A 13,049-nucleotide genomic window follows, 5' to 3' on the forward strand; every position below is an offset into this window, starting at 1 on the left:
ACTATGGCCTCAATTTATGAATGGCAATGCCCTGTGTATCTAGAGCAGCTTCGCCCATGGCTTCGGAAAGCGTCGGGTGGGCATGGATGGTTGACATCAGCTCCTCGACTGTAGACTCTAGCTTGATGGCGACTACGGCCTCGTGAATAAGCTCCGTGGCATACGGGCCAACGATGTGTACACCAAGCACCTCTCCATATCTTCTCTCCGAGACCACTTTGATCATGCCTTCTTGTTCATTAATGGCCATTGCGCGGCCGAGGGGACGAAACGGAAAACGACCGGTTACCACATCATATCCTTTGTTACGTGCCTCTTCTTCAGTGAGACCGACAGAGGCCACTTCGGGTGAGGTAAAAATGGGGGCGGGCACGGCGCGATAGTCCATTTTAACCTTATGTCCCATTGCGTTTTCGGCTGCAACGATGCCCATATGCGATGCAAGATGAGCGAGTAGCTGCTTGCCTGTTACATCACCGATGGCGTATACATGAGGAACATTGGTCTGTAAGTACTCATCTACTACGATGCCACGCTGTGAGAGAGGGCCGTCGGTTACCGTTTGAACACCGATGGCTTCAAGGCCGATATCGGCTATACGGGGGCGTCGCCCGGTGCCAACGAGAACGACATCGGTTTCTATTTCGGTTTGCTTGCCATTTGCATCCTCAATGGTGACCATTCTGGAGGAGCGCTGATGATGCACCTGAGTTACTTTTGAATTGATGAAGAAAGCAATACCTTGTCGCGACAAGGCTTTTCGAAGTTCCGCCGCGATCTCCCTATCACCGGTAGGAAGTATCTCTGGAGCAATTTCTACCACAGTGACCTCGGCTCCCAAACCACGGAAGGTATAGGCAAACTCAAGCCCAACAGCACCGGCACCAAGAATGACCATGCGTTTTGGGCATTCTTTGGCGGAAACCGCCTCATCGCTTGTCCAGATGCCGTTACTGCTTTCCCCGCGTTTGTCTTTAGGATTCCGTTCAAGGCCAGGAATAGGAGGGAAGATCGGTTCTGAGCCGGTAGCGATAATCGTATTTTGGGTAGTAATGACCTCCGTAGAGCCGTCGGGCTTGGTAATTTCAATTGTATGGGCATCCTTGAAACGACCGGTTCCGATGATGCTTCGCACGTGATTGCTTTTGAGAAGAGATTGCACACCTTTACGGAGCGTGGTAACGACCTTCTGTTTGCGCTGCATCATCACATTGAAATCGAAGGTGATAGGCCCTTGAATCTGAACACCCATGACGTCGGCCTGTTTAACGTGATGTAGGCGCTCGACGCTAGCGATCATGGTTTTGGTGGGGATGCAGCCCCAGTTGAGACAGGTTCCACCCCATTCGGTGTCTTCTTTTTCTATACAAACGGTGCGGGCACCGAGTTGAGCGGCGCGAATGGCGCAAACGTAGCCACCTGGGCCGGAGCCGATCACGACTACGTCGGCATCAAAGGAGGATTGCGACGTCATAAGCTATTTGTTCTCCGAAGATTGTTTTTCTGAAAGCGGTGTGCAAAGGAAGTGGAAGAGTCGGTTATAAGAGCGAAGAGGGTCACTATAGGAACACGTTAGCCTCATGTAGGAAGTATAGCACACCGGGTCTAGTAAGGTCAACGTTGGGGGAAGGGGAAAACGTTTGCTGTTTATGGCATCAGCTAGCGGCTTGTAGGATCGGTTCTACTTCGCGAATGTGGGTAACACGATTGCGGCCGTTCTGCTTGGAGTGATAGAGCGCCCGATCCGCTTTTTCTATGAGCTCTGCACGGCATTGAATTTCAGGTGTAAGGGAGGCCGCACCAATGCTTATAGTGATAGGTCGCAAAGACCAATTCTCCGAAGCAATGGTCGTTCGATATCTTTCCGCAAGCGCCAAGGCTCCATCGGCCGGAGTGTTAGGGAGAATGACAGCGAACTCCTCACCCCCATATCGGCAGACGAAATCGGTCTGTCGCGCTACCAAAGTTAACAGGCGAGCAACATGCTGCAGGACTTCATCTCCGGCGAGGTGGCCGTAGGTATCGTTATAAAGTTTGAAGTGATCAACATCGAGCATCAGTAAGGAGAGCGGCAGTTGGTAGCGACGTGCGCGGCGGAACTCGATTTCAAGCTGTTCCTGAAAGGCGCGATGGTTTTTCAATCCGGTAAGTCCATCTATAGTGGCAAGTGTAGAAAGACGCGCGTTCGCGCGCTCGAGTTCGCGCTTTTGTCGAGTTAGCTCTTTACGGCTGGCATTAAGTTTAGCCAGCAGATTTTCGCGTTCGGTGACATCACGAGAGGCACAAAGGATAGCCACTGGACGTCCCTCGTCATCCAAAAGAAGTGTAGCCTTTGTTTCGAGGTAGAGGAAGTGGCCGGTCTTATGCCGACATCGCCACAGGATCGTACGCGTTTTATGGTGGTTCTGCTGCATCAGTGCCAGAGGGCGCAGACGTTTAGTGTCAGACGGGTGTGTTAAGTCAGTAATGGAACTGTAGATCAGTTCGGCAGGTGTATAGCCCAAAACTTTTTGTACCGAAGGACTGACGAACAGAAAGGCGCCATTGAGTGTATGCAGGCTCACAACGTCGTCTATTGCGGTAGCGACTAGCTCATAGATATCGGCGATATTGGCGAAGTGTGGCGTAGGCGTACTAGGTTTCTCTGCGGACGTGATCATTTGTAGCACCGGTTCACCGGTGTTTCCGGCGTTTTTCTTCATTATTTTAGTTGGCTCTGTATCCCCGAAAGGGTTCTGTTTGTAGACTGCGGTCACCGAAGCTATTCCTATTAACCGAAGCTATTCCTATTAGAGGTCACTCTACAGATATTGACCGATTCAAAGCCCGATAAGTTCAGTGAGGCATCCTAAGTTCTATACGGCCAAGGAAACCCTATTTTCGCACAATACTTTGCAAGGCAAACCAGAGGTTGGCTGGGCGTTCGGCCAGACGGCGCATGGTGTAGGGGTACCAATGATCACCAAAGGGGGTATAGATGCGGATGTTATAGCCTTCCTTAGCGATTTGCTGCTGGAGAGGGCGTCGAACTCCGTAGAGCATTTGAAATTCGAAACGATCTTTAGAGATGTTATGCTCGTTAGCAAAGAGTTTTGCCGCGTTAATCAGCTGAAGGTCGTGTGTTGCAAGGGCCGGGTAGTTTCCTTCTAATAAGAGGCGTTGCATGAGTTTGAGGTAGTTAGCGCGAATATCGTCCGGTTTCTGAAAAGCAATAGAGGGAGGCTCTTTATAGGCTCCTTTGCACAATCTGACACGCGCTTTCAGGCGGATCAGCTCCTCAATATCGGCCTCACTGCGGTAGAGGTAGGCCTGAATAACCACGCCAAGGTGATTTCGGTATTCCGGTCGTTTTTTGAGGATCGTGTAGAAAATATCGAGGGTTGTTTGCGTATAGGCCGAGCCTTCCATATCTATACGAATGAAGATATCTGGCAAGGCTACCTCTACAAGGTGCTCGAGATTCTGTTGGGCAAGTTTGGGGTCCATGTCGAGGCCAAGCGACGTGAGCTTTAAGGAGATGCTCGCTTTCAACTGTTCGCGACGGATAAGGCTCATGAGATCAAGGTAGGTTATAACCATCCGTTCCATATCTTTTGCGGAGGTAAGGCTCTCGCCAAGGTAATTAAGCGTAACGGTCATACCGGCCTGATTGAGCATACGAACAGGTGTTACGATCTCTTCAAGGGTTTCACCGGCGATGAAGCGTCGAGCAAGGCGAGCCGCAAGGGAGTTTTTGCGGGCGAAGGTTTCGAGGCTACGATTTTGTGCCATTTGCAATAGAAGGGTACGGGTCAACATAGGAAACTCTCCTCATTGAGAAGTTTCGGCAAAGCAGTTGTTAATCTTAAGCATAAGGTGTCATTTGAACCCCTTCATTTCGGTTTACGTATGGAGACACCTAGGAGGTTTCAAAGAAGGAGATACGGATAGAATGGAGAAATTAAACCAAAAATGTTGTCAGGAAGTGGCAGGTGAAATATCACGCACTTGATACGCCGGCACTGCTTGTTGACCGAGATCGGTTGGAAGCCAACCTCCATAACATGGCGGAGCTAACCCGCTGTCATGGTAAGATGTTGCGACCTCATGCAAAGACCCATAAGACGCCAGAGATCGCGCAGATGCAGCTTGCCGCTGGTGCGGTAGGCTTGACTGTTGCGAAGTTAGGTGAGGCAGAGGTTTTTGCTGAAGCTGGATGCACGGATATATTTATTGCGAACCAGATTGTAGGAGAGCAGAAGTTAGAACGCCTGGTAAGACTTGCACGCCAATGTACGTTGAGGGTTGGGGTAGATAGTCTGGAGGTAGCTGTCCCTTTGAGCGAGGCAGCTAGGCGTGCTGGAGTAAGAGTCGGTGTGCGGTTGGAGGTGGACACAGGGCTGCACCGTGCCGGTGTGCGCACGAAGGAGGAGGCGATAGCGTTGGCACATGCCCTCGCTAAACTGCCGAATCTGGAGTTGGACGGAATTTTCACCTATGAGGGGCATCTTTATCAGGCCAACAGCGATCAGGAGCGTGCGATAGCGATCGCTAGGATGTCAGAGACATTGGCCGATTTGAGGGAAAGCCTCGTAAGGCAGGGGTTTGCGATTTCTGTTACAAGCGTTGGGTCTACGCCGGGGGCACGCTTTACTGCACCGGTTCCAGGGCTTGACGAGTTACGTTGTGGGGTCTACGTTTTCAACGATCGCATGCAGGTAGCGCGGGGTGCGCCCAAGGAGAGCTGTGCTTTAACGGTGCTTACCACGGTGATAAGCGTGCGACCGGACGGCCGTGTTATTGTGGATGCTGGCACCAAAGCCTTAGCTAGCGACAAGCCATTCGCAGACCAGACGATGGGTGAGGTTTTGGAAGACACCTCTCTACGTTTTGTGGCAGCCAGTGAGGAACATGGACATTTGCAGGCTGAGGGAGGCACTCGGTTACGTGTTGGAGATAAAGTGAGAATCGTGCCGAATCATGCTTGCACCTGCGTGAACCTGCATGAGCGCATGTATGTAGTGAAGGGAGAAGAGGTGGAGGATGTTTGGGAGATCCGAGCGAGAGGGAAGTTTCTGTAGAGAGCGAAAAGAAGGTTACCTTTGAAAAAACTAGCAAGGGATGAAAGCAATGAAAAACTTTTCAGCTACTCTCATGACGATCTATTTCGGCATGCTTTGTGGGGGTGTCGTAGCAAGCGCTAACCCGACGAAGCATTCCTATACGGGAAGGGCAAACCAAGCAATAGTTGTAAAGGTCGTAACAGCGAAAGCTCTGCGTGAAGAGCTACGCGCGCTACGTGGGCATGTGGTGTTGATCAACTTCTGGGCTACGTGGTGTGGGCCGTGCGTCGCCGAGTTCCCGGAGCTTGTGACGCTCGCCAAGAAGTATGCGCCTTACGGGCTTCGCTTCATTACGGTATCGGTGGATGTGCCTACCGAAAAGAGGCAGGTTGTTACCTTCTTAAAAAAGCACGATGCACCGATGCCAGCCTATATCACTTCAACTAACGACGCACTTCAATTTTTAAAACCCTATGATCCGAAGATGGATGGCGCCATACCTCGGACGTATGTTTTTGACAAAAATGGAAAACTAAGAGCACGCATTGTGGGGCAAATTGACCCTGATAAGCTTGACTCAGAGATACGCGATTTATTAGGCGTGAGGAGCCGCCAATCAAAGAAGTAGATGTAAGAGGATAAAGTTATGCCAACAGGAGTCCAACTTCTCGACCCCGCCTTTCTCAGAAAGCTTGAGCGACTATCGTTGGTGTGTAGGAAGCCGTTTCCAGGCCAAATGAAGGGTGAAAAGCGTTCCACACGCCGTGGAAGCAGTGTCGAGTTCACTGATTATCGCGAGTATATACCCGGTGACGATTTGCGTTACGTGGATTGGAATATGGCGGCTAGAAGCGAGCGTTTCTATCTTAAGTTATTTGTGGAAGAGGAAGACCTTTTCTTAGCATTACTGGTGGATAGTAGCCGTTCGATGGGATTTGGTGAGCCGCGTAAAATAGACTGTGCGATACGGCTAGCAGCAGCAGTAGGGTATATCGGACTTGTCAATTACGACAGAGTGATGGTGCAGCCCTACTCATCCTCACTGCGGAAACCTTTGCCAGTTCAGCGAGGAAGAGTTGGCATCGCACCTTTCTTTGCCTATCTGCAGCAGTTAGAACCTGCGGAGCGCACTGATTTTGCGGTAGCGCTCCATCGTTTTGCGGCTGGGGCGCAAAGTAGGGGGCTTGCCATGGTCATTTCTGACTTCTTCGATCCAAATTGGCAAGAGGGCTTAAAAGCGCTGTTTGCCCGGGGGTTTCAAGTAACGGTGCTCCACCTATTGGCGCCCGACGAAATGGAACCTACATTAAGAGGTGATCTGAGAATTATTGACAGCGAAACCAGTGAGAACCGCGAACTGAGTATAACGCCTCAGCTCTTGCAACGTTACCGACAAACGTTGGAGGGGTTTTGTAACGAGATTGCGACTTACTGCCGTCGGTATGGTGCAGACTATCTGCGCGTCTCTTCCGACCTGTCGTTGGAGGAAGTTGCTTTACGTTCCTTGCGGAAGATGGGGTTGTTGCGTTAATCGCGTGTATGAGAGAAGGATATAATGCAGTACGGGTATAAATTTTTGGAAACGACTTGCAAAATAAAATGCGATCTGGTATACTAGAAAAGAACTCAAACGAACAGGTATATGATAGTTTCGTTTGAGGAATAAAAGGCATGGAAGTTGGAACCCATGCGAAACATATTTAAACTCGTTTATAGGTAGGTACCTGGATCATGTCTCGAATTAAACATTTCGCGGGCGACCTAGAGGAGTGGGAGCGCTCGCCGGTAACGACGCAGGAACTGTCTGCATTAACTCCTCAAAGTGATGATCTTTCGTTACGGGAACAGGCGGAGCGATTAGAGGAGCTTCTACCCTATTTCGTGCGCTGGCTTTATGCGCTATCTCTAGACCATCCTACCAGCGAGATGCCACTAGCTCAGCTACGGATGTGTACGCTTTTGCAGTACGGTCCGAGGAATCTATCTTCACTGAGCGAGGAGATGGGCATTACGGTTAGTGCCGTTACACAGCTCGCGGACCGCTTGGAGCAGGCTGGTCTTGTTGTTCGGATGGTAGGCAACCAGGACAAGCGCACACGCATGCTGCAGCTTTCTGAAAAAGGACGCCAATTAATGGAGGAGCGAAAGGCTCTGCGAGTACAGCGTGCTGAGGCTGCTCTCGCGCAACTGCCTCAGGCGAGACGTCGGGCCCTTTTACAGTCGCTGCAGATGCTTTTGCGGACGGCGCCGACAGTGCCAGACTGGTATATGCCCGCTCATCGCTACGGAGCGCGACGAAAGGGCGGGCCGATCAGCTAGAGGGCTTCTCCGCATAAACGCCTTTAGAGACGATTAGGATGTGCGATAGACACGAGGTAGCGGTAGCCTACGCACGTCGCTGAGAAGGTAGTACCGCTTTAGCCGGTCGTTCCTTGCATTTGTGGGACGACCTTTTGTTTTTGGTATAATTTGGTGGGGGTCTACAGAGTATTCTCCCTCTATGCCTTGTGAGCCTAAGATAATTGAAAAGGAGGGGAGCGTGCCTTTTTCAGAAACTGTTGTAGGAGTACATCGGCGCTCACTGGCTACCGGAGCAGGAGCAGTATGGCGTTTTCGTGAGGTTCCCCGCCAGAATATCTCTCCATCCTCCCAGCTTGATTGGATGCCGGCGTCGGTGCCGGGGTTTGTGCATCTTGACCTGTTGCGACAGAAGGCTATACCGCATCCCTACACCGATCTTCAAGAACGCAGTGTGCGGTGGGTGGATGAGCGCGATTGGGAGTATGAGGGCGTATTCTATCTAGAATGCCTTCCAGATGGAATGGCCTATCTTTGTTTTGAAGGACTCGATACGGTCGCCGAAATCGAGCTGAACGGCCAGCCCTTAGGGGCGGTAGATAATATGTTTAGTCCCCATGAATTCGAAGTGAGAGAGCTTTTGAACTGTGGGACCGGTGAGATAGGGCGGAACGTGTTGCGTGTTCGCTTCTACTCTGCCCTACGGGTTGGCCGTGAGCGTTTGCGCGCGTGGGGCGAGTCCGGTAATGTTACCCTACCGGAACATTGGTTTCTTTGGGGGCCACGAGCCTTTGTGCGTAAAGCACAATACATGTTTGGTTGGGATTGGGGCCCTGAGTTGGTCTCTTGTGGAATTTGGAAAGATGTGAGACTACTGTTTGTGCCGATAGCGCGTCTATTGCATCTGCAATACCAGGTGCTCTCCTTATCGGAAGAGCGTGCTGTAGTACGCTTCCGAGCAGAGGTCGAGCGTAATCCGCAGCAGAGTCCGCATTCTCTGACGCTAAAGGTAAAAATGATTGGAAAGAATGGAACGATCGTTGGCCAAACAGAGGTTCCATCGGGTCCACGATATGTGCAGGCTAGTCTAGACTTGACGGTTGAGAACCCTCAATTGTGGTGGCCGAATGGGTGTGCTGATGATCGGGAAAGGGGGACAAGCTATAGAACAGAATGGATGCTGGAGTGCGATGGGCAAACGGTGGACGTTGCTTGCTGCCAAACAGGTTTACGAAAGATAGAGCTTGTACGTCAGTCGGACGAATATGGTGAGAGCTTTGAATTTCTAATCAACGGTAGGAAGCTATTCGTTAAGGGAGCAAACTGGATTCCGGCAAGTTCTTTTCCTGAACATCTGCCCTCCGTCAATTCCAGTGCAAAATCTAACAAGGTGTACAGCGACAAGGTGTACAACCTTTTACGTCAAGCGGCCGATGCCGGTGTAAATATGTTACGAGTATGGGGTGGTGGGCTTTACGAGTCCGAGCAGTTTTACTCATTGTGTGACCAGTTTGGCATTCTGGTGTGGCAAGATTTTCCTTATGCCTGTTCCTACTATCCAGATACCGGAGAGTACGAGGTAAAAGCTATCGCCGAAGCGCGAGCGGCCGTTCGGCGTTTACGCTTACATCCCTCTCTGGCTTTGTGGTGTGGGAATAACGAGAACCAGCAGATGCATCATGATGGCTGGGTTGGAAGATCAAATCTGCCTGTCCGATTTTTGGGTGAGAGGCTTTACGAAGAGATACTTCCCAAGATTGTGGCGGAGGAGGACCCCGATCGGCCTTACTGGCCTGGCTCTCCTTATGGGGGGGAGAACCCCAACAGCGAAGAGATGGGTGACCGACATAATTGGAACGTATGGCATGGTGCTGGTGACTGGGTGCACTATCGCGAGGATAAAGGCCGCTTTATTTCCGAGTTTGGATTCGCTTCTTCTTGTAGCTTAACTTGTTGGGAGCGGTGGCTTTCTTCCGAAATGCGCTGGGCGCATTCCCCTGCAGTGCGTTGGCATGATAAGACTCGGAAAGGATACGAGACCTATTTAGGACTTATTGCCCTGCATTTTCCGTACCCGCGTCAGTTAGAGGAGCTTGTCTACTATTCGCAACTGAATCAAGCAGAGGCGTTGCGATGCGGCATTGAGCACTGGCGGCGAAGTAAGCAGCGATGCCGTGGTACTCTCTTTTGGCAATGGAACGATTGTTGGCCTGTGCAGTCTTGGTCTGTGATAGATTATGAGGGCGTGCCGAAAGCGGCCTACTATGCCATCAAGCGTGCCTACGCCCCACTTGTGATATCCTTATTTTTAGAAGATAATGTCCTTGTGGCCTGGATCGTTCAGGACTCTGCAAAACCCCTACAGGGTGTTTTAAATGTGGAGATCTGTAATTTTAGTGGACAGGTTCTTCTACAGAGGTCGTACGAAGTACGCGTAGCTGCCGATGATGCCATGGAGGTGGGTCGCTTTGCTTTGGATTTGTCTGAAGCCGCTCGTCGAGAAAGTTTTGCGTGGGGTTATTTCGAGGGAACTGATGGTGAGCATTCTGAAGCTCTCATCCTCCTTTGCGAGCCAAAGGATATCGTTCGCGCCGATCCCGGACTAGAGTGGGAGCTTGCCGGGAGTGATAATCTATGGACTCTTGCACTTCGTTCTCAGCGCTTTGCCCCCTATGTCTGGCTGCGTTTGGGAAATGGAGCCCATGGGAGATTCAGCGATAACTTTTTCTGTTTACGTCCTGGTGAGCAAAAGCAGGTTTCGCTCGAGCTGGAGGGAGTGCCGGTTTCGGAGGAAGTCATTCGTCAATTACTACACATTCGAACGTTTTAATATATGGGATGAGAAAGGGTAGATGTGTTTATGAGAGAGTATGAGGCATGCATCGGCATGGAATGCCATGCTGAGCTGCTAACAGAGAGCAAGATGTTTTGCGGCTGTAAGAACGAATTCGGTGGAGAGCCGAACACGCGTTGCTGCCCGGTATGTGCAGGGATGCCGGGAAGTTTGCCTGTGGCAAACAGACAGGCGGTGGAGCATGTAATTCGGGCGGCGCTTGCTCTCAACTGTGAAATCAATCCGAAGGCCAAGTTCGACCGTAAAAACTATTTCTATCCCGATTTGCCGAAAGGTTACCAAATCAGCGAATATGATGAGCCGATTGGCCGTAACGGGTATTTGGATATTGAGGTCAACGGAGAGATTAAGCGCGTACGCATTCGTAGGGTTCATTTAGAGGAGGATACCGGCAAGCTGTTTCATATGGCCGGAAACGAGAGCTACATTGACCTGAATCGTAGCGGTGTTCCTCTGATGGAGATCGTAACCGATTTTCCACCTGATATCCATACGCCTGAGGAGGCGAGGGCTTACTTGGTAAAGCTACGTGCTATTCTGACCTACATCGGGGTATGCGACGGCAAAATGGAGCAGGGGTCTCTACGTTGTGAGCCAAACGTTTCCGTGCGGGTGAAGGGAACTGAGGAGTACGGCACAAAGACCGAGATAAAGAACTTGAACTCTTTCCGCTCTGTCCAGAAGGGAATAGAGTATGAGATCGCACGCCAGATCGCGTTGCTTGAACGAGGCGAAAGAGTCGTGCAAGAGACTCGTGGGTGGAACGAGGCGCGACAGGCCACTTTTCCTCAGCGATCTAAAGAGGTCGAACAAGAGTATCGTTATTTCCCTGAACCAGATCTTGTGCCGCTGCAGATCACCCCGGAATGGATTGAGGCGATAAAGGCCACGATGCCAGAACTTCCTGATGCAAAGAAGGCACGTTTCATGAGTGAGTATGGACTTTCAGATTATGATGCCTCTTATCTGACGGAAACAAGAGCGCTTGCCGACTATTTTGAGGAGACCGCCAAGCATGCAGGAGACGCCAAAGCTGCTGCAAACTGGATTATGGGCGATTTGAGTCGGCTTTTAAATGCGGAAGGGAAAGAGATAGATGCCTGCCCCATAACGCCGCGTCAGCTCGGGAGCATGATTCGGATGATTGCCGATGGTACTATCAGTGGCAAGATCGCAAAAATGCTTATTGAGCACATGTATCAGAGTGGAGAAGACCCTGACAAAATTGCTGCGCGTGAAGGGCTTGTCACATTGCGTGACGAATCGGCAATCAGGCAGATGGTTCAGCAGGTGTTTGCTGAGAACCCGAAAATCGTTGCCGATATCTTGGAAAAAGGTCTCGTACAGAAAAAAGGCTTTCTTGTAGGACAAGTGATGAAGCTCTCCCAAGGCAAGGCCGATCCAACAAAGGTGAACCGCTTAATAGATGAGATGTTGGCAGAAGAGCAAAAAGTTCGTTAAACCTATTTTCCTCAGAAACGCTTGCAAGGCGTTGAAGGGGCTATGGGGCGTTTGCCTCTTGGCGATTGCTCTTTGGGCAACGGAAGCCAAAGCCGATCGGACAGACGATTTGATACGGGCGCTCGCTTCGCCGCAGGTCTCGCAGCGTGTGGATGCTGCGCAATCGTTAGCCGTGTTAAAAGATCCGCGTACAATCCCCGCTCTGCTGAAGGCCATGGGTGATCCCGTAGCCTCCGTCCGTGCCAATGCCTTACGCGGACTAGCAAATATTCTAAAACCAAAAGATGTGCCGATACTTATACCCTATCTTAAAGACAAGGACGTATACCGTCGTGCAGGAGCGGCAGAACTTCTAGGTATTCTAGGTGATCGAAGGGCACTACCTGCTCTTGAATCCGCCATGGATGATGCTTCCACTCTCGTTCGAGTGGAAGTTGTAACAGCACTTGGAGAGATCGGTGATCCTGCAGCAGCAAAGGTCTTATGGAGACGGCTAACGGATGTCAGCCCGCGGGTAAGGTTGGAGACGGCTGTGGCCTTGGGGCGATTACGTGACCCCACATCCGCCGACAAACTATTGTCTCTTCTACAAGATTCCAACGAAAACGTGAGAATCGCTGCCGCAGTTTCTATTGCCCAGATCGGCAATCGTAGTGTGGTACCTGCTTTACTGCGGCGGATGCAGATGACAACCACCGATTCAGATTTGAAGTATTATGCTGCCTATGCTTTAGGGCGCTTAGGGGATAGGCGGGCAGAGGCCACCCTCATAAATGCGCTGAAGGATGGCAAGAATCGCTATTTGCGAGCACAAGCCGCAGCCGCGCTAGGTGGGTTGGGCCAAAAAAGTGCGGTGCCGGCATTGATCTTAGGCCTGCACGATCGCTTTGTGCTGGTGCGATTCGCTTCTGCTCAAGCGTTAGGACGGTTGCGCGACAGGTTAGCGGTTCCTGCGCTAATACGTTCTTTACACGACTCTAATGAGGATGTGCGGGAGCAGAGTGCCAAGGCGTTAGGGCTTATTGGAGACAGAACTGCTGTGCCTGCATTGATCTATGCTGCATTTCATGATACAGACGACGCGATTCCAAAGGCGGCAGCGCTCGCGCTTGGGCGTATAAAGGATAGACGCGCATTGCCGGCTCTCAAGAAACTCTCTCGAAATTCGGACCCTACCGTTCGTGAGGCGGCAAAATGGGCACTAACCCAATTTGGGAGGTAGCCCATTCTTATGGGGAAATCATAGTAGACAAAAATAGAGTTATTGGAACGTGTTAATTTTACCGTATACTTAGTTTGGATGGATTTCGCGGCCATGCAAGATTTTAACAGGGATGTACAGGCTATGTACCAGAAGCGAATCGAGCGATTAAGAAGTATTGTCAGACAATATA

General features: G+C 50.9%; 10 protein-coding genes. 7 read left to right on the plus strand and 3 right to left on the minus strand.

Translation table 11 applies throughout. The annotated features are described in order from the left end of the window. Position 1: 1 nt before the first annotated feature. The 3 genes from lpdA to CCALI_RS01830 all read right to left on the minus strand — a co-directional run bounded on the left by lpdA (position 2) and on the right by CCALI_RS01830 (position 3,798). Entirely contained in the window at positions 2–1,474 is a 1,473-nt protein-coding gene (gene lpdA / locus CCALI_RS01820) for a dihydrolipoyl dehydrogenase (protein WP_016481765.1), read from the minus strand. A 181-nt stretch (positions 1,475–1,655) separates the two neighbouring features. Continuing rightward, on the minus strand, positions 1,656–2,702 hold the full coding sequence (locus CCALI_RS01825; protein WP_155850446.1) for a sensor domain-containing diguanylate cyclase: 1,047 nt from the start codon (positions 2,700–2,702) through the stop codon (positions 1,656–1,658). A gap of 172 nt (positions 2,703–2,874) precedes the next feature. Further along, positions 2,875–3,798 carry a proline dehydrogenase family protein gene (locus CCALI_RS01830; RefSeq protein ID WP_016481767.1) on the minus strand — a complete coding sequence of 308 codons (924 nt, stop codon included), beginning with the start codon at positions 3,796–3,798 and terminating at the stop codon, positions 2,875–2,877. 173 nt (positions 3,799–3,971) lie between these two features. Between CCALI_RS01830 and CCALI_RS01835 the strand changes: the two genes are divergently transcribed. The 7 genes from CCALI_RS01835 to CCALI_RS01865 all read left to right on the plus strand — a co-directional run bounded on the left by CCALI_RS01835 (position 3,972) and on the right by CCALI_RS01865 (position 12,877). Next, entirely contained in the window at positions 3,972–5,060 is a 1,089-nt protein-coding gene (locus CCALI_RS01835) for an alanine racemase (RefSeq protein ID WP_016481768.1), read from the plus strand. Positions 5,061–5,109: 49 nt separating this feature from the next. After that, positions 5,110–5,670: a TlpA family protein disulfide reductase gene (locus CCALI_RS01840; RefSeq protein WP_016481769.1), complete on the plus strand. Its 561-nt coding sequence runs from the start codon at positions 5,110–5,112 to the stop codon at positions 5,668–5,670. 18 nt (positions 5,671–5,688) lie between these two features. Beyond that, positions 5,689–6,573 (plus strand): DUF58 domain-containing protein, encoded by an 885-nt coding sequence (locus CCALI_RS01845; RefSeq protein ID WP_016481770.1) that lies wholly within the window; start codon positions 5,689–5,691, stop codon positions 6,571–6,573. A gap of 200 nt (positions 6,574–6,773) precedes the next feature. Beyond that, positions 6,774–7,361 carry a MarR family winged helix-turn-helix transcriptional regulator gene (locus CCALI_RS14655; RefSeq protein WP_016481771.1) on the plus strand — a complete coding sequence of 196 codons (588 nt, stop codon included), beginning with the start codon at positions 6,774–6,776 and terminating at the stop codon, positions 7,359–7,361. Between the two features lie 220 nt (positions 7,362–7,581). Then, positions 7,582–10,170, plus strand: coding sequence for a beta-mannosidase (locus CCALI_RS01855; protein WP_016481772.1), 2,589 nt, complete (start codon positions 7,582–7,584; stop codon positions 10,168–10,170). A gap of 30 nt (positions 10,171–10,200) precedes the next feature. Continuing rightward, positions 10,201–11,655, plus strand: a complete 1,455-nt coding sequence (gene gatB / locus CCALI_RS01860; protein ID WP_016481773.1) for an Asp-tRNA(Asn)/Glu-tRNA(Gln) amidotransferase subunit GatB — start codon at positions 10,201–10,203, stop codon at positions 11,653–11,655. Beyond that, entirely contained in the window at positions 11,621–12,877 is a 1,257-nt protein-coding gene (locus CCALI_RS01865) for a HEAT repeat domain-containing protein (protein ID WP_016481774.1), read from the plus strand. Before gatB ends, CCALI_RS01865 begins: the two co-directional genes overlap by 35 nt. The last annotated feature ends 172 nt before the right edge of the window (positions 12,878–13,049 follow it).

This window comes from Chthonomonas calidirosea T49, assembly GCF_000427095.1.
Lineage (GTDB): Bacteria > Armatimonadota > Chthonomonadetes > Chthonomonadales > Chthonomonadaceae > Chthonomonas > Chthonomonas calidirosea.

Bases quoted from the DNA above. Each gene is read 5' to 3' on its own strand.
- lpdA (WP_016481765.1), bottom strand. From the start codon at position 1,474: ATGACGTCGCAATCCTCCTTTGATGCCGACGTAGTCGTGATCGGCTCC.
- CCALI_RS01825 (WP_155850446.1), bottom strand. From the start codon at position 2,702: ATGAAGAAAAACGCCGGAAACACCGGTGAACCGGTGCTACAAATGATC.
- CCALI_RS01830 (WP_016481767.1), bottom strand. From the start codon at position 3,798: ATGTTGACCCGTACCCTTCTATTGCAAATGGCACAAAATCGTAGCCTC.
- CCALI_RS01840 (WP_016481769.1), top strand. From the start codon at position 5,110: ATGAAAAACTTTTCAGCTACTCTCATGACGATCTATTTCGGCATGCTT.
- CCALI_RS01845 (WP_016481770.1), top strand. From the start codon at position 5,689: ATGCCAACAGGAGTCCAACTTCTCGACCCCGCCTTTCTCAGAAAGCTT.
- CCALI_RS14655 (WP_016481771.1), top strand. From the start codon at position 6,774: ATGTCTCGAATTAAACATTTCGCGGGCGACCTAGAGGAGTGGGAGCGC.
- gatB (WP_016481773.1), top strand. From the start codon at position 10,201: ATGAGAGAGTATGAGGCATGCATCGGCATGGAATGCCATGCTGAGCTG.
- CCALI_RS01865 (WP_016481774.1), top strand. From the start codon at position 11,621: ATGAGATGTTGGCAGAAGAGCAAAAAGTTCGTTAAACCTATTTTCCTC.